Origin of the sequence: Microbacterium sp. NPDC012755, assembly GCF_042901325.1 — a bacterium.
Classification (GTDB): Bacteria; Actinomycetota; Actinomycetes; order Actinomycetales; family Microbacteriaceae; genus Microbacterium; species Microbacterium natoriense.
This window is the reverse complement of record NZ_JBIBCT010000001.1, coordinates 528,555-545,350: the sequence shown is the minus strand read 5'-3', so window position 1 is coordinate 545,350 and position 16,796 is coordinate 528,555. Positions and strand designations below refer to the sequence as shown.

At 68.2% G+C, this 16,796-nt stretch carries 12 protein-coding genes; 10 read left to right on the top strand and 2 right to left on the bottom strand.

Going from position 1 to position 16,796, the window contains the following annotated elements:
• Positions 1-49 precede the first annotated feature (49 nt).
• From ACFY5A_RS02665 to ACFY5A_RS02645, 5 genes are all read left to right on the top strand, one after another.
• On the top strand, positions 50-1,177 hold the full coding sequence (locus ACFY5A_RS02665; protein WP_387231625.1) for a hypothetical protein: 1,128 nt from the start codon (positions 50-52) through the stop codon (positions 1,175-1,177).
• 246 nt (positions 1,178-1,423) lie between these two features.
• Complete coding sequence (locus ACFY5A_RS02660) at positions 1,424-2,104, top strand: LPXTG cell wall anchor domain-containing protein (RefSeq protein ID WP_387231623.1); 681 nt, start codon at positions 1,424-1,426, stop codon at positions 2,102-2,104.
• The gene (locus tag ACFY5A_RS02655) at positions 2,104-8,424 is read left to right on the top strand and encodes a DUF6531 domain-containing protein (protein WP_387231622.1); all 6,321 of its coding nucleotides are present in this window, start codon (positions 2,104-2,106) and stop codon (positions 8,422-8,424) included. Before ACFY5A_RS02660 ends, ACFY5A_RS02655 begins: the two co-directional genes overlap by 1 nt.
• Positions 8,425-9,059: 635 nt before the next feature.
• A complete protein-coding gene (locus ACFY5A_RS02650) occupies positions 9,060-9,461 on the top strand; it encodes a DUF4279 domain-containing protein (RefSeq protein ID WP_387231620.1) in 402 nt (133 codons plus the stop codon).
• Between the two features lie 143 nt (positions 9,462-9,604).
• The gene (locus tag ACFY5A_RS02645) at positions 9,605-10,039 is read left to right on the top strand and encodes a hypothetical protein (protein WP_387231618.1); all 435 of its coding nucleotides are present in this window, start codon (positions 9,605-9,607) and stop codon (positions 10,037-10,039) included.
• Between the two features lie 60 nt (positions 10,040-10,099).
• Here ACFY5A_RS02645 and ACFY5A_RS02640 read toward each other — a convergent pair whose 3' ends face one another.
• Positions 10,100-11,428 (bottom strand): MFS transporter, encoded by a 1,329-nt coding sequence (locus ACFY5A_RS02640; protein WP_387235871.1) that lies wholly within the window; start codon positions 11,426-11,428, stop codon positions 10,100-10,102.
• Positions 11,429-11,433: 5 nt separating this feature from the next.
• On the bottom strand, positions 11,434-11,874 hold the full coding sequence (locus ACFY5A_RS02635; RefSeq protein WP_105675140.1) for a MarR family winged helix-turn-helix transcriptional regulator: 441 nt from the start codon (positions 11,872-11,874) through the stop codon (positions 11,434-11,436).
• Positions 11,875-11,947: 73 nt separating this feature from the next.
• Between ACFY5A_RS02635 and ACFY5A_RS02630 the strand changes: the two genes are divergently transcribed.
• The 5 genes from ACFY5A_RS02630 (at position 11,948) to ACFY5A_RS02610 (ending at position 16,606) form a co-directional block, all read left to right on the top strand.
• Complete coding sequence (locus tag ACFY5A_RS02630) at positions 11,948-12,682, top strand: copper homeostasis protein CutC (protein WP_387231616.1); 735 nt, start codon at positions 11,948-11,950, stop codon at positions 12,680-12,682.
• Between the two features lie 45 nt (positions 12,683-12,727).
• Entirely contained in the window at positions 12,728-13,582 is an 855-nt protein-coding gene (locus tag ACFY5A_RS02625) for an alpha/beta fold hydrolase (protein WP_105675144.1), read from the top strand.
• A 131-nt stretch (positions 13,583-13,713) separates the two neighbouring features.
• Positions 13,714-14,451: a DUF1684 domain-containing protein gene (locus ACFY5A_RS02620; RefSeq protein ID WP_387231614.1), complete on the top strand. Its 738-nt coding sequence runs from the start codon at positions 13,714-13,716 to the stop codon at positions 14,449-14,451.
• A 26-nt stretch (positions 14,452-14,477) separates the two neighbouring features.
• Positions 14,478-15,527: a biotin/lipoate A/B protein ligase family protein gene (locus tag ACFY5A_RS02615; protein ID WP_105675148.1), complete on the top strand. Its 1,050-nt coding sequence runs from the start codon at positions 14,478-14,480 to the stop codon at positions 15,525-15,527.
• Between the two features lie 134 nt (positions 15,528-15,661).
• Positions 15,662-16,606, top strand: a complete 945-nt coding sequence (locus ACFY5A_RS02610) for a site-specific DNA-methyltransferase (RefSeq protein WP_341941220.1) — start codon at positions 15,662-15,664, stop codon at positions 16,604-16,606.
• The last annotated feature ends 190 nt before the right edge of the window (positions 16,607-16,796 follow it).

The window sequence follows — 16,796 nt, the reverse complement described above, 5'->3', positions numbered from 1 at the left end:
CGGTTCGCGTGCGGAGTCGCGGCGTCGGGCTAGGCTGACCATCCAGGGGGTGGTCCGCATCGAGCAGCGAACGGACATGCGCGTCGGCATCGACGCCTTCTCCGCGCCGCCTTCGGGCCGCGGCGGACCGACCGGGATCCTCGGCTTCGTCTGGGCGGTCTGGCCGTGGATGAACTGGATCCTGCCGGTGTTCCTCGTGCTGCACGGATGCATCGGCAGCGTCGGCGGCTGGGAGTCGCTGATGCTCCTCGTCGGCTCGCCCGTGATCGTCCCGGCGTTCGGACTCCTCGGCTCCCTGCCCCGCTTCATCCTCCGCAGGCGCGGCCACCGCACGGCGCCCGGTGTCATCGTTCCGCTGCTCTTCCTCAACTGGTGGGGGTGGGTGACGTTCACCCTCACGATGGAGGGATCCGGGGACAACGGCGCACTGCCCTCGATGCTCCGGATGTTCGTCACGGCCCCGCTGGCGCGTGACTACGAGGGGACTCTCTTCGGCGGAGCCGTTCTGACCGCGGTGGCCGCCTGGGTGGTGGTCCTCGTGCTCGCGTGCGTGCTGAAGCCGCACCCGTCGCAGCAGACCCGCACGTGGAGCATCGCGGCGTGGGCATCCGCCGTCGTCGTCCCTGCCCTGCTCATCGGGGTGATCGTGCTCGGCGTCTCGCTGACCCCGCAGCAGCGGGACTCCGCGGGGTTCACGGTCGCGGAGGTCGCGGCGATGCCCTTGCGGGAGCAGGCCGATCGCGCGCGGGAGAACTTCACCGCGACGCAGGAGCGGGCATCGGCGGTGCGCGAGCTGATCGCTCCGGACGGGTGGACCGTGAGGGCGAGCGGCTTCACCGGAACCCCGAACGCGTGCCGCATCGCGGATGCCGAGTGCTACGCGTTCGCCGCGGAGTTCGCGGTCCCCTCGACGTCGGGGGCGTCGGACCTGGAGTCGATCGTCGAGTCGCTGCGTGCTCAGGGCTGGGATGTCGAGGCGACAAGCCGCCTCGAGGCGACCGACGCGCAGGGATACACGCTGCGTGTCGAGGTCGTGCGAGACGACATCATCGTCGAGGTCACGAGCCCGCACTGGTGGGGCTACGACTACGACATCGGCGAGGCCATCGGAGACCGGGAGCCGCTCGATCCCGCTCGCGTCTACCGGTTCGACGAGTGGCCGGAGCTCGGGGCGTAGAGACCGCCTGGGCTGTTCTTCGCCGCGCTCGTGCGTGCCCGGACGCGGTTTCGAGGTTAACAAGACACCGTATCGGCGGTTTCATTACGCGACTGTGAGAAGTTCCCCTGAACGGGGGATTTTTCCGTCTTCGGGGTTGCAGCGGGCCTGTGTATGCCGCCATTCTGGGTGGCAGTGTCGGCGCCTGTGAGGCGCCTGTGAGCGTCCGGGGGGATCGCTGTGGCTGGTCGTGGTGTGAGGCGAGCGGTGGCTCGTATGGTGCTCGGTGTCGTGGCTGTGCTGTCGATGATGCTGGTGCCGCAGGTGGCGTCGGCCGGAGTGCTGCCGGCCGGTCCGGAGGTCGGAGTGCAGGCTCTGGCGGCTCCGGCGGGCGTGCTGGTGCCGCTGGCGGCGTCGGAGAAGGATGTCGATGGCGACACGATCCCCGACGTGGTGGAGCGGGAGGTGTGCGGCACGGCGACGTGCGCGGTGGGCACCGAGGATCGGGACACCGACGGCATCCCCGACTGGACCGAGGTGCTGTCGTGCGATTCGACGACGTGCGCGAAGGTGACGGCCGACCGTGACAAGGACGGCATCCCCGACTTCGCGGAGCGTCTGGTGTGCGGGACCGACACGTGTTCGAAGTCGAAGGAGGATGCCGACGGCGACCGCATCGGCGACTGGGTCGAGTTCGTGATCTGCGGGACGCGGACGTGCGCGGACGGCAGTGAGGACTTCGACGGCAACGGCGTCTCGGATGCGGCGGAGCTCGCGGCGTGCGTGGTGCGCATCGATGATCTCGCCATCACGGGCGGGCAGATCGCCTGGGGGCTGATCATCCTCGCGGTGGTCCTCCTCGGTGGTGGCGGAGGACTGTGGTGGTGGCGTCGGCGCCGGGCTGCCGCTGAGGTGGCGGATGCCGACTCGACCGAGGCTGTTCTCTGATGTGGTTCCGTTCGCTGGCCGCCTCGACGGCGGCGGTGCTCGTGCTCGGTGTCGGCGCGGTCGCGCCTGCTCCGATGACCGCGGCCGAGTTGATGGAGGCTGCGCGCGATGAGGTGCTGCAGCGTGTCTACGCCGCTGCGGGTCTGAACGCGGAGGGGGAGCCGGAGGCGACGGCCACGCCCGAGCCGGAGTCGACGCCCGCTGTTCCGGGCGGGTTGTCGTCGGTGCCGGTGGCAGGCGCGAAGATCGCGGCCGCGACGGATGCCGACCTGAGCCCCGGTGAGCAGGCGACGGTGTCGTCCGATGCGCTGGGCGTGGAGGCGGTGTTCTCCGGGCATGAGGTGACGGCGCCGGTGACGCTGAGTCTCACGGAGGCGCCGGCGGAGGCGCAGGCGCGCCGGTCGGCCGTGGTGGACACCTCCGGGGTCGTGGTGAGCGACCCGGTGGAGATCATCGCCCGCAACGGCGACGGCGACAAGGTCACGTCGTTCCCCGCGGAGCTCATCGACGTTCCCGACGAGGACCCCGAGCACGGCCCGGTGGTCAAGGACGTCATCCCGGGCATCAGCCTCTCGTTCGATGTCGACATGGACCGGGTGAAGGATGCCGGTGTGGCGACGTCGACGCTGCGGATCTACACGCGGTCGACGCCGGATGAGGAGTGGACGGAACTGCCGTCGTACTTCGACGCGAAGACGAAGACGGTCAAGGGCGAGTCGGATCACCTGTCGCAGTTCGTCGTCATCGGCACCCCGTTCCCCGTTCCCCCTGGCCCGGTGGTCGTTCTCGACCCGGACAACGACGAGGGCATCGTCACGACTCCGTCGCCGGCGACGGAGTTCCCGTACAACTGGAATCTCGTGCAGGGGCTGAGCGCGTACCTGGCCCTCCAGTGCAACGCGCAGGTCGTCGTCACCCGCCCGGCAGGGGTTCCGTTCGTGTCCCGCGCGACTCGTGCGGGGGTCGCCGCGGCGGCGAACCCGGTCGCGACGGTGGGGTTCGGTTTCGCGACGAACCAGGGGCACGCGTGGGGGACGGTGTCGGAAGGCGGCACGATGGGCTTCTCCCGAGGAGGGGCTGCGGACAATGCGCTGCGGGATTCGTTCCTGACGCACATGCCGACGTACACAGGTCGGCCGGCGAATGCGGAGCCGTCGAACGCGAACTTCCCGTTCTCTCAGTACGCGGGTCTTCCCGGGGCGTACGCGCACATCGAGACGTTGTTCCTGGACGGCAACTTCGACCGCCCGGTCATCGACAACGGGTTCCCGTCCATCGTCGACGGGGCGTTCCGGAGCCTGGGCGGGTATCTGGAGGGTGCGGGGTTCGACTGCACCGACCCGGTGGTGGGCGGGTGGCCGTCGCCGCCGTCGCAGGCGGAGCTCGCCCGGTGGCGGCAGCTCGGCTACCAGAACTACCAGACCTACGGGGCTGACCCGGTGTCGTTCTCGACGGGCAACCTCGTCGAGTCCTTCCCGCTCTTCGACCTCACGGGCCCCGGCGAGAGCAGCATCGGCGCATCGCTGGTCTACAACTCGCAGGACGGGCGGCTGTCGCGCGTCGGGGCGGGGTGGACGTTCGGGCTGGGAGCGCGAGCGCAGCGCTTCGACGACGACTCGGTCATGGTCGTGCGCGGTGACGGGGCGTCGTTCGTGTTCGCTCCCGACGGGAACGGCGGATACACGGGTGAGGACGGCCTGGGGCTGACGTTGACCGAGGCCGGCGCCGGGCAGCTGCGGCTGGACAGTGACACGGGTGAGACGTGGGTGTTCGACGCGGCGGATGTCTGGGGCATCGGCGAGCTCGTCCGCCATGTCGACCGGCAGGGCAATGCGACGACGCTCACCTATGGGCCGGCGGACCGGAACGTCCACCAGTTCACCCCGCTGACCTCCATCACGGATGCCGCGGGGCAGACCGTCTCCGTCAGCAGCGACGGCGTCGGACGTGTGACAGGGTTCACCCTCCCGGACGGTCGCACGTGGGGGCTGGCGTACAACGCGGCGGGCGACCTGACGTCACTCTCGTACCCGGATGGGACGACCCGGTCGTTCACGTACGACGCGGCGCATCGGATGCTGACCGCCGTCGACCCGAACGGCGTGACGTACCTCGTCAACGAGTACGACGACGCGGGTCGCGTGACGAAGCAGCTGGATGCGGAGAGCAACGTCCGCACGTTCGAGTACGGCGACGGGGAGACCACGTACACCGACAACGAGGGCCAGGACACGGTCTTCGCGTTCGACGACAAGTCCCGCATCACCGGCATCACGAATGCCGCCGGTGAGACGGCGAAGTGGTCGTTCACGTCCACGGGCGAAGTGAAGTCTCACACCGATGAGGCCGGCCGCACCTGGACCTACACGTACGACGGCGACGGGAACCTCCTCACGGAGACCGATCCGACCGGCGCAGTCGTGGAGTACACGTACACCGCCGAGGGCGATGTCGCGACGGTCACCGACCTCGACGGCGACCGCACGGAGACGACCGTGTACGACGCGCGGGGTCTGGTGACCGAGGTGCAGCAGGCCGATGGCACGACCGTGCGGTTCGAGTACGACGCGGCGGGTGACCTGACCCGCAGCATCCTGCCCTCAGGGTCTGCGACCGCGTACGTGTACGACGCCCGGGGCAACCTCGTCACGTCCACGGACCCGCTCGGCCGCGTCACGACGTTCGCCTACGACGCGGGCAACAGGCTCACGTCGGTGACCGACCCGGCGGGCGGTGTCACCTCGTTCGCGTGGGATGCCGCTGACCGCCTCACCGCGTCGACGGATGCCGAGGGCGGGGTCACGGCGTACGCGTATGACGCGAACGGGCAGCTCACGTCTGCGACCGACCCGACCGGTGCGGTGACGTCGTATGCGTGGGACTCGATGGCACGTCTGGTGACGGTCACCGACCCTGAGGGTGGGGAGTCGTCGTTCTCCTACGATGCGGAGGACAACCTCACCGGGACGGTCGACCCGGAGGGCGGGACGACGAAGTTCCTTCTCGACGATACGTACCGCACGGTCGGGGTCGTCGACCCCAACGGCGGGGAGTGGAAGCGGACCTACGATCCGACCGGCATCCTGACCGGCTCGACCGACCCGCTCGGCGCCTCCACGACGTTCGCGGTGGACGATGCCGGCCGTCCCACGACGACGACCGATGCGACCGGCGCCTCCTCGAAGGTGGCGTACGACAGCGCGGGCCGAGTGGTGTCGGAGACCGACGCCGCGGGTGGGAAGACGACCTACACGTACGACCTGATGGACCGGGTCACGAAGGTCACCGACCCGGCCGGCTTCGAGACCACGTACCTGTACGACGTGGACGGGTTCCTCATCGGGATGGTGGACCGCAACGGCAACCCGACGCTGTACGAGGTGGATGCCGCGGGGCAGGTGCTGACCGAGACGGATGCGACCGGGGCGGTCACGAGCTTCGAGTACGACCCCGCCGGGCGCATCGTCTCCATCACCGATGCCGACGGACGAGTCACGGGCATCGAGTACGACCGCAACGGTCAGGAGACCGCGATCGTTGCTCCGGGTGGGGCGCGCACGGAGTACGCCTATGACGCGGCGGGGCGGATGCTGTCGATGACCGACCCGATGGGCGCCACGACGACGTATGCGTATGACAGGGCGTCGCGTGTCGTGTCGGCGACCGACGCGCTCGGCGCGGTGTCGTCGTTCGCGTACGACAGGGCGGGGCGGCAGACGTCCGTCACAGATCCGCGGGAGGAGACCACGCGTTTCGGGTACGACTCTGCCGGTCAGCTCACGAGCGTGATCGAGGGGTATGCATCCGGGGAGCCGGTGTCGGCGGACACGAACGTGAAGACCGCGTACGCGTACACGCCGACCGGGCTGCTGGAGAGCATCACGAATCCGCTGGATGCGGTGACGTCGTTCGCGTATGACGCGGCGGGTCGTCCGACGTTGGAGACGGGTCCGACCGGTATCACCACGACGACCGCGTATGACGCGGCGGGGCGGGTGGCTCGGGTCACGAATCCTGCGGGTCTTGTCGCGGCGTACGCGTATGACGCGCGCAGCGACGTTGCGACCCTGTCGCGGGCGGATGGGGAGGTGTCGTTCGAGTACGACGGGGAGCAGCAGCCCATCGTGATGGACGACCCGACCGGCACCACCGGGTGGGTGTACGACGAGGTCGGCCGGCTGGTGGAGCAGACGGACACGCACGGCCAGACCCTGACCTCGACGTATACGGCGGCGGGGTTGCGGGAGTCGTTGACGTATCCGGATGGGGCGACGACGGGGTACACGTTCGATGCGGCGGGGAACCCGGTGACTCAGTCGACCCCGGATGGGGACCTGGGGTACGCGTGGGATGCCGCGAATCGGTTGACCGGTGTGACGCGCCCGAATCAGGTGACGACGTCTGTCGCGTATGACGTGACGGGTCGGGTCACGCAGGTGCGGCACGAGACCCCGCAGCCCGCGACGGTGGCCCCGCCGGCGGTGGAGCCGGTGGTGCCGTTGCAGATGACGGCGGAGCAGTGCGCGGCATCCGATTACTACAAGGATCGGGATATCCCCGCGGCGGGTGGGCAGAAGCCGTGTGTGAAGACGTGGGATTATCTGAACCGTCGTACGCTCCCGGAGCCGGTGTCTCCGGTTCCGGCGGGTGCGTCGTTGCAGTACGACTACGAGTACGACCCGGCGGGGAACGTCACCGACACGGTCCGCACCATCGACGGCCCCGAGCTGGCCGAGCCGGAGACGCCGGTGACTCCGGAGGTTCCGGCGGGTGAGGTGCCTGCCGTGGAGGCTCCGGTGGTTCCGACGCCTGCTGCTGTGGTGCCGGAGGTTCTCGAGCATGCGTATACGTATGACCGGGTCGGGAGGCTGTCGTCGTCGACGGCGTCGGATGGGGAGGTCAACGAGTACGGGTATGACCCGGCGGGCAACCGCACCCGTGTGACCACCTCCGGCACTCCGGCGGGGGAGTCGGAGCTGGTGGCGCAGTTCAACGCGGCGGGGCAGTTGACCGGCACGACCACGACGGGTGCTGGTGCAGGGTCTGCGTCGTATGCGTTCGACGGGGCGGGGAACCGGTCGTCGCAGACAGTGAACGGGCAGTCGACGTCGTTCTCCCACGACCCCGCCGGACGCCTCCTCGGCACCCAGGCGGATGGGCGGTCGACGTCGTACGCGTATGACGGTCTGGACCGGCGCACCCAGGTGACGGACCAGACCGAGTACGGGTCGAATACGACCGGCACGGTCTGGGACGGATTCGACCCCGCCGCGACGTCCAGTGACCTGCACGGGGCGACCGACCTGTTCCGCGACCCGTATGGTGCGGTCGCGTTCCAGGACGGCCCGTACGGGAACGAGTGGGTTCTCGGTGACCAGCGCAACGCGACCGCGACCGCGGGGGCGGACGGCGCGATCACCGACCTCGTCGACTACGCCGACTTCGGCGGCGCGGACTACGAATCCACAGGATGGTCCAGCCTGGTCGGCAACGACCAGCAACCCGGCGACCCCACCCTCGGACTCGACAACTACTACGCCCGCGACTACGACACCACCACAGGCACCTGGGTCCAACCCGACGAATGGCGGGGCCTGCTCCAGCGGCCCCAGTCCTTGAACCGGTACGCGTACATCGAGAACACCCCCGTCGCCTTCAGCGACCACCTCGGGTACGTCATCAAAGCGATGCGGATGTCGGACGGGGGAAGCTCTGCGGTCGCGGGCAAGGCGATCGCGAAGAGCCGGGCTAGCACCATCGTGTCCGCCCTGAACGGTAAGGCAAAAGCGGATACGCTAGGTCGTTCCGACACGTCGCGGGATGCAAGGATTGGGGCGTCAGGAGGCTTAAGGGGCGCCGGCCTTCCGATGAAAGACGGTATTCGCACGCCCGCGGATCGATCCAAGAACTTTGTTTCCGCAGTGCATGGTAAGCCTATTTGTTCATGGCAGAATATTGAGTGCACGCCTGGGAAGATAACCCAAAAGTACAACCTGATAAACCCGAAATGGATATCTGGGACTATAAACTTGGTTTGGGGAGCGTCGAAGATGGGGTCAGGAATCGCAACTTTGATTCTTGGGACAGGGGCCACCCTCACTATTGCAGGCGCTGAAGTTGGAATTCCGGCGGCCGCGATAGGCGCTTACCAAATAGTCACTGGGTTTTTTAGGGCGGTTCGAGGTGCGGGTCAGATCACCGAGGCGACAGAGAAGCCTTTCGTTGAAAGTACAGTAGATAATTTCGCTGGAGATGTAGTAATGGGCATTCTCCCGAGTTTCACGTCAGGTATCATAGGATTTCTTGGAGGTGCCCCGTGATCTTCTTTGAAGGTTTGGCATGGTTTTTTGTGCTGATTATCCGTGGTGTCTTGTTGTGGATTCTTATTCCAGCAGGCTTCGTGGCGTGGCTCCTTGTGCATTCCTGGATGCAGAAGGCCTCGGTAGGGCAGGCGATCGTCTGGTACGATCAAAATTTGCTTTCAATCTTGGTAAATGGGCCCTTCCGAATATTCATTCGCCGGGAGAAAAGGCCAACTTTTCTCGCTATATCACGAATGAGTTCCACGAAGACTTACAAAATTGGATTTCTTGACTTGAGTTGATAACTCACCCGCTAGGCTGCGCTAACGGGTGAGGAAGAGGACGGGCCGATGAGATTCGAACTGGACCAAACATGGTTGAGCGAGTCCGGTGTTTCTCTAACTGGCGTTGATCTTGGAGTGGGCGTGGCCCTCGGCCTTGTTTCGCCCTCGAGCGCGGTGAAGTACGCACGAAGATCTGTGCGAGCTGGTGTGTCTGATCGGATGCTGACCAGACTCGCGGAAAAGGCCCCGGTAGATGCGATTGATGTCATGCGATTGCTTGGAGTCGAAGACTCGGAGCGATTTGATCTAAGCAAATCGGAGTCCACGAGAGTGTGGGTGTACTTGTACTTCGCTCTGGACAGTGAGACTGTGCCCGCAGCAGACATCAGCGGTGTGTTCGCGAGCGAACCCGACCGGTTCACCGTGCGGGCGAGCAGACGATCAGAGCCGCCGATTCCGATCCAGCATTCGTGGCAGGTGCGCTGCGACGAGCCGGGCCTCACGATCGACGAGCAGATCGAACGTGTTCTCGGACGTGTCCGCCCGCTGGTCGAACCGATAGTCACTCTCGTCGAGACGACTGACGTCACCGCCAGGCTACAGATCGTTCGCGACTTCAACGCGAGAGACGGAGAGGACGAAGTCCTCGACGAGATCGTGACCCCGGACGGAGAGATCCTCACCAAGCTGCCCGGCCAGCATCAGTTGCTCGGATGGGGGCTGGAGCCTGCCGTTCCTGGTCCGCATCGGGGCGAGCCTCGATTGCGATGAGTACGGAAGCTGATCGGAGTGGCGACATGAACTCGAGAGGAACGGACGTGGAAGTCACCCTGCAAGCGACGGGGCTGAGATGGCTCGCTGGAGATGCAGATGCTGGGGAGGACCAGTGCGCGCACGGTCTGGTTCGACTGGACGTGGGGGACCTCGTGCTGGTCGGACCGGAGGACGAGGAAGTCACGGTCTCGGCTGCCGGTTTGTTCCTGCTGCGGACGCTGGACGCAGATCACCTGCCGGGTGATTTGCTCACGGGTGGGAACCAGCTCTTCCCCTGTTGTGGGCATCTCGTCATCGATGATGGAAGCGGCGGATGCTTCATCAGCGGCTGCCCGATGGGCGTCGACATGTCGGTGGTCACGGAGGGGGAGTCTGTCACGCTCCGGCGGGACACGACGATCGCGACCACGACGCGTGCGCAGTGGAGGGAAGCTGTTCTCGGTTTCGCCCGCCAGATCGATGCGTTCTACTCCCGTTCCGTGCCTCGGGCGCTGCCCGACGACGAGTCCGATGCCGCAGGATGGCGCCGGTTCTGGAAGGAGTGGCGTTCTCGCGTGGATGCCGCGGGCGGCTGATCACGCCGGAGTCCTTCCGGGCGACCGCACCCGGCGAAGGGAGGCCCGCGCTCGGCGGGGTCAGCTCGACTTCTTCGCCGTGCGGATCGGCGTGGTCGCCGCCGCCTCGTCGCTGAATTCGACCGGGTCGACCTCGTCGATCACGCTCAGCGGACGCGTCTCGTCGAGTGTCATCAGGAACCGCCGGTTCTCGTCGCGGTGCAGACGCCCGCTCGTGAGCACCCAGGTCACCCCGATCGCGCACGCGACGAGTCCGGCCACACCGCCGAGCATGATCGCGGTGCGCGGCCCGAACGTGTCGGCCACCCATCCGGCGATCGGCGCGCCGATTGGAGTCGCCCCCATGATGACCGCCATGTACAGCGCGAGCACCCGTCCGCGCAGGGCGGGATCGGTGGTGGTCTGCACGTAGCCGTTCGCGGTGGTGAGCAGGGTCACGATCGTGAATCCGGTGAACATGAGCGTCACGGCGTACGCCGCATACGTCGGCATCGCCGCAGAGATGAACGCGAACACGCCGAACCCGCCGGCGGCGAAGATCACCACCCGCACCCTGGCGCGGTCACGGCGTGCGGCCAGCAGCGCACCGGTGAGCGAACCGATCGCGAGGATCGAGCTCAGGATGCCGTAGCCGTCGGCGCCCGCGCCGAACTCGATCGCCATGGTCGACGCGAAGATCGGGAAGTTCATGCCGAAGGCGCCGATGAGGAACACCGTCACGAACACGACGCGCAGATCGCTGCGCCCCCACACGTAGCGGAAGCCCGCGGCGAGGCCGCCGCGGTTGCGGTGCTTGGGGCGCGGTGCGAGCTGGCTCCTTCGCATGAGCATCAGCGCGACGATCATGGCGAGGAACGTGGCGGCGTTCACGATGAACACCCACCCGGAGCCGATCGCGACGATGAGCAGACCCCCCACGGCGGGGCCGATCATGCGCGCCAGGTTGAACGACGCCGAGTTGAGCGCGACGGCGTTGGAGGTCTCGCTCGCCGACACCATGTCGGACACGAAGGTCTGCCTGGCCGGGGCGTCGAACGCGTTCACGACACCGAACCCCGCCGCGAAGCAGAACATCATCGGCAGCGTCATCACGCCGAGCAGCAGCAGCGTTCCCACCGCGACCGCCAGGGCGAGCAGGGCGGTCTGGGTGGTGAGCAGGATGCGTCGGCGGTCGAAGCGGTCGGCGACCCAGCCGGTGAGGCTCACCAGCACCAGGGGTGGCCCGAACTGCAGCGCCATCGTGGCGCCCATCGCCGCGGCGTCATTGTTCGTCAGCTCGGTGAGCACGACCCAGTCCTGGGCGGTGGCCTGCATCCATCCGCCGACGTTCGAGACGAGAGCCCCGCCGAACCAGATGCGGTAGTTGACATTGGAGAAGGAACGGAACATCGCGCTCATCGCTCGGCCACCCTCCGCATCAGCACGCTGGCGTCGTGCAGGATCTTCAGCTCGTCCTCCGTGAACTCGAGCTCGCGCATCGCGTCGAACAGCAGCTCGTCTCGGCGCTGGATCGTCTCGGCGACGATCTCGACCCCGGCATCCGTGATGTCGACCTGCACGCGTCTGCGGTCCTCGTCATCGGGGGTGCGGGTCACGAACCCCTGCTCTTCGAGGCCGTTGATCATGCTCGTCATCGACGGGGCGGTCACGCGCTCGCGCTCGGCGAGAGACGTGATCGTGCGCCGGCCGTACATGCGCAGGGTGGACAGGACGGCGAGCTGCGCATCGCTCATGGCGTCGATCGCGCGAGCGCACCGCAGGCGCCTCGCCAACCGGAACGTGGCCATGCGCAGTTCTGTCGCCGTGAGGTGGAGGGATTCATCAGACGCAGACATTACTTAGACAGTCTAAGTAATTCTTCGGCCGGAGGGAAGCGCGGATGCCGGCTCGGCGCGCGAGAATGGACGGATGCCGCAGAACCTCGCCCTCGAGATCGCCGTACAAGACCCCGCCGGAGTGCGCGTCGCCGGAGCCGTCGGCGCCGCCCGCGTCGAGCTCGCCCAGGCCCTCGCCCTCGGCGGACTCACGCCGTCACCCGCCACCCTGGAGCTCTCGATCGAGGCCGCCCGAGAGGCGGGGCCCGAGGTGCACGTCCTGATCCGCCCCCGCGCCGGCGGCTTCCACTACGACGCCGACGAGCTCGCCGTCTCCGAGCGCGACGTCCGCCGTGCCGTCGACGCGGGGGCGCACGGCGTCGTGATCGGCGCCCTCGACGCGTCCGGCGTCCTCGACCTCGACGCGATGGCGCGGCTGCGCGACGCCGCGGGCGGAGCATCCGTCACCCTGCACCGCGCCATCGACGTGACACCCGACCCGCTCGCGACTCTCCGCGCCGCCCGTGAACTCGGGCTGCGCCGGGTGCTCACCTCCGGCGGCGCCTCGGCGGCCGTCGACGGCATCGACACCCTGCGCGCCCTCGTCGCCGAGGCTGAGGGGGCGATCGAGATCATGGTCGGAAGCGGGGTGACCGCGGCATCCGCCAGAGCGCTCGCCGCCACCGGAGTCGACGCCCTGCACTTCTCCGCCAAGCGCAGCGTCGTCGAAGACGGCGGCGTGCGCATGGGATCGGCGGCCGACGGCGTAGGCGGCTACGAGGTGACCGACCTCGCCACCGCGCGCGCCCTCGTCGCCGCTCTCGCCTGAGCCATCGCCCTCGCGGCCCCCGCACCCCGTGGGTAGGGTGGGGGCGTGACGGATACGCGTGAGTTCACGGATGCCCACGGCATCGCCATCGTCTACGACGTGCACCCCGCGGCGGGTGTCGCGCGAGGGGTGGTGCAGCTGCTCCACGGAGTCGGCGAGCACGCGGGCCGCTACGGCGCGCTGATCGCCGCCCTCACCGACGCCGGATTCATCGTCTACGCCGACGACCACCGAGGCCACGGGCGCACCGGCATCCGCCAGCACGACGGACCTGCAGGGCTCGGCCACCTCGGCAAGGGCGGCATCCGTGCGACGAAGGAGGCGATCTGGCAGCTCACGGGCATCATCCGTGAAGAGAACCCCGATCTCCCCCTCGTGCTCCTCGGGCACTCGTGGGGATCGTTCCTCGCGCAGATGCTCGTCAACGACCACCCGGAGGCGTGGGATGCCGTCATCCTCTCCGGCTCCGCCCTGCGCACACCGACCTCGCTGAACGCCGCCCCGCTGAACGCCCGGTGGGCAGGGGAGGGGGCGACGGGACTCGAGTGGCTCAGCCGCGACCCCGCGGTCTGGAAGGAGTTCGACGAGGACCCCCTCACCACCGACGTCCCGCTGCTGAAGCTGTTCGGCCCCATCGAGGCTGCGAAGCTCTACGGCCGCCCGCGCAAGGACCTCGGCCGCGACATCCCGATGCTGCTCCTCGTCGGCCGCGACGACCCGGTCGGCGGCCCCCGCAGCGTGCACAAGCTCGCCGACGAGTACCGCTCGCGCTCTGGTTTGACCGATGTCACGACGCTCGTCTACCCCGACGCCCGGCACGAGATCTTCAAGGAGCTCCAGCAGGAGGAGGTGCGCGCCGACGTCCTCGCCTGGCTCGACGCGCACATCGCCCGACGCTGAGCCGCGCATTCCCTCGGCCCCGAAACATTTCGCTCGGAGTCGTGACGTTACGCCGGGTGTAACCGGATGACGATGCGCGCGCGCCGCCCCTCTGCCTCCCCGTAGATTCGCGGCGAGAGGGAGGTTCTCCGATGGGCTTCGAGGATGACTGGCGCAGCTGGCACGCGTCGCGGGAGAGCTACGCGGGCGCCGAGTACGGGCCGTCCGCGCTGGAATCGACGAACTGGCTGATCACCGAACCCGCCGCGGTCGACGGGGTCCCGGGGCTCTGGGCGCTCACCGGCGACGGCGGCATCCGGGGCAGCGACCTCGGAACGGCGGGGGCCAGCGTCACCCTGCGCGGAACCGAGACGATCAGGTTCGGCAGGCGCGAGCTGCGCGTGTTCGAGCGCAACGGCACGATCGGCCTCCGGGTGTTCAACCCGCAGCGGCCGCAGCGGCAGCGCTTCAGCGCGATCGACGCCTACCCGCCGCGGGAGGGCTGGCGGGTACCCGCCGTCTTCGAGGAGACGCCGGGGGAGAGCATCACGATCACCGCGGTCGACGGCGAGGAGCAGGATTCTCCCGTCGCCGGGCGGCTGCACTTCACGCTCGACGGCATCCCTCTCTCCCTCACGGTGACGCGCGGGGCGCAGGGGGCGCTCAGCGCCGTGTTCGCCGACGCCACGAACGGCATCGAGACGTACCGGTTCCGGTTCCTGCCGGTCGACGAGCCCGCGGCGGACGGGAGCGCCTGGATCGACTTCAACAGGGCGTATCTGCCGCCGTGCGCGTTCTCCGACCAGTTCGTGTGCCCGCTGCCCCCGGCCGGCAACCGCTACACGGCATCGATCCGCGCGGGCGAGCGGGCGGTGATCCTCGGCCGGTGAGGCTCCTCGCGCCTTAAGCTGGAGGGGTGCACGGTGAATACAAGGTCCCCGGAGGAAAGCTCGTCGTCGTCGACGTCGAGGTAGAGGACGGCAGGCTCGCGGGATTCCGCCTCGCCGGCGACTTCTTTCTCGAGCCGGACTCGGCGCTCGACGACATCAACGCCGCGGTGAACGGCCTCCCCGCAGAGGCGGATGCCACGGCCATCGCCGCCGCCGTCCGCGCCGCGCTGCCCGACGGCGCGCAGCTGCTCGGGTTCACCCCCGACGCGGTCGGCACCGCGGTGCGTCGTGCGCTCGTCACGGCCCCCGGATGGCGCGACTTCGACTGGGAGATCGTGCACGAGAAGGCCGTCTCCCCGCGCATGAACCTGGCGCTCGACGAGGTGCTCACCTCGCGCGTGGGCGAAGGCCGCCGACGCCCCACGCTGCGCATCTGGGAGTGGGACCAGTCGGCCGTGGTGATCGGCTCGTTCCAGTCGTACCGCAACGAGGTCGACCCCGAGGGTGCGGCTCAGCACGGCTTCGACGTCGTCCGCCGCATCTCCGGCGGTGGGGCCATGCTCATGGCCGCCGGGCAGATCATCACGTACTCGCTCTACGTTCCGGCATCCCTCGTCGCCGGGATGACCTTCGCCGATTCCTACGCGTTCCTCGACGACTGGGTGCTGCAGGCGCTGCGCTCCCTCGGCATCGACGCGGTCTACCAGCCCCTCAACGACATCGCCTCCTCGTCGGGCAAGATCGGCGGCGCCGCGCAGAAGCGCCTCGCCAACGGCGGGGTGCTGCACCACGCGACCCTGTCGTACGACATCGACGGACAGGTCATGACCGAGGTGCTGCGCATCGGCCGCGAGAAGCTCAGCGACAAGGGCACGACGTCCGCCGCCAAGCGCGTCGACCCGCTGCGCAGCCAGACCGGCCTGCCCCGCGCCGAGATCATCGAGCGCTTCAAGGACACCTTCCGCTCGCTCACCTCCGCGGAGGACGGTGCGATCACGGCCGACGAGTACGCCGACGCCGAGGCCCTCGTCGCGTCGAAGTTCGCGACGGACGCGTGGCTGCACAGGGTTCCGTGACCGACCCCTCGGAGGACCCCGGGGCGGCAGCCGCTCCAGGAATTCGGACGGATGCAGGAATCTCGGAAGATTCTGCGGCATCCATCCGAAAAACGGACCAGTCTCCGAAAAACGGTGCGGCGACCGTGGGTGCGGTGACCGTGATCGAGGGCGACAATCTGGTGGCCGCCGCCACGCTCCCCTCCGGATCGTTCACGCTCGTGTACCTCGATCCGCCGTTCAACACGGGGCGCACGCGCGAACGCCGGGTGATGACCGCCACGCGGATGTCCACAACTCCTCAAGAATCCGGTGCCGACGATGACGGTGCCACGGAATCCCGCGAGGGCGGCCCGGCGGAGGCTGCGGATGTGAGGAGTTCTGAACCGGCGAGACCGGAGCCCGAGCCCGAGACCGAGGTGCGGCACGGCTTCCACGGTCACCGGTACGAGCGGGTGCGCGGGATGCTCCGCGCCTACGACGACCGCTTCGACGACTACGGCGACTTCCTCATGCCGCGGCTCGAGGAGGCCTGGCGGCTGCTCGCCGACGACGGCACGCTCTACCTGCATCTCGACTACCGCGAGGCGCACTACGCCAAGGTGATGCTCGACGCGGTCTTCGGGCGGGACTGCTTCCTCAACGAGCTGATCTGGGCCTACGACTACGGCGCGAAGTCGCGCCGCCGCTGGCCCACCAAGCACGACACGATCCTCGTCTACGTGAAGAACCCGCGCGAGTACGTGTTCAATTCCGACGACGTCGACCGGGAGCCGTACATGGCCCCCGGGTTGGTCACGGCCGAGAAGGCCGCACGGGGCAAGCTCCCCACCGACGTGTGGTGGCACACCATCGTGCCGACGACGGGGCGAGAGAAGACCGGGTATCCGACGCAGAAGCCCGCCGGCATCCTGCGCCGTATCGTGACGGCGTCGAGTCGTCCGGGAGACAGGGTCCTCGACCTCTTCGCCGGATCCGGCACGACGGGGGCCGTGGCGTCGGCCCTGGGGCGCGATGCTGTGCTCGTCGACGACAACCCCGAGGCGATCCGGGTCATGAGCGAGCGGATGCCGCACGCCGAGGTGACGCGGGTCGACTGAGTCAGGCCGATCGTTCTGCCGGCGGAGAGTTCGGTTCGTCGGCCGAAACAGGCAGATCCGACCGGCAGCGCGAACTTCGCACCGACATGTCGACCTGCAGAGCTGGTAGGTAGGTAGGTAGGCAGGCAGGCAGGCGGGGGCGAGCGGGCAGGGCAGTGCAGGCGGGCAGGGCAGGCGGGGCCTGCGCCGA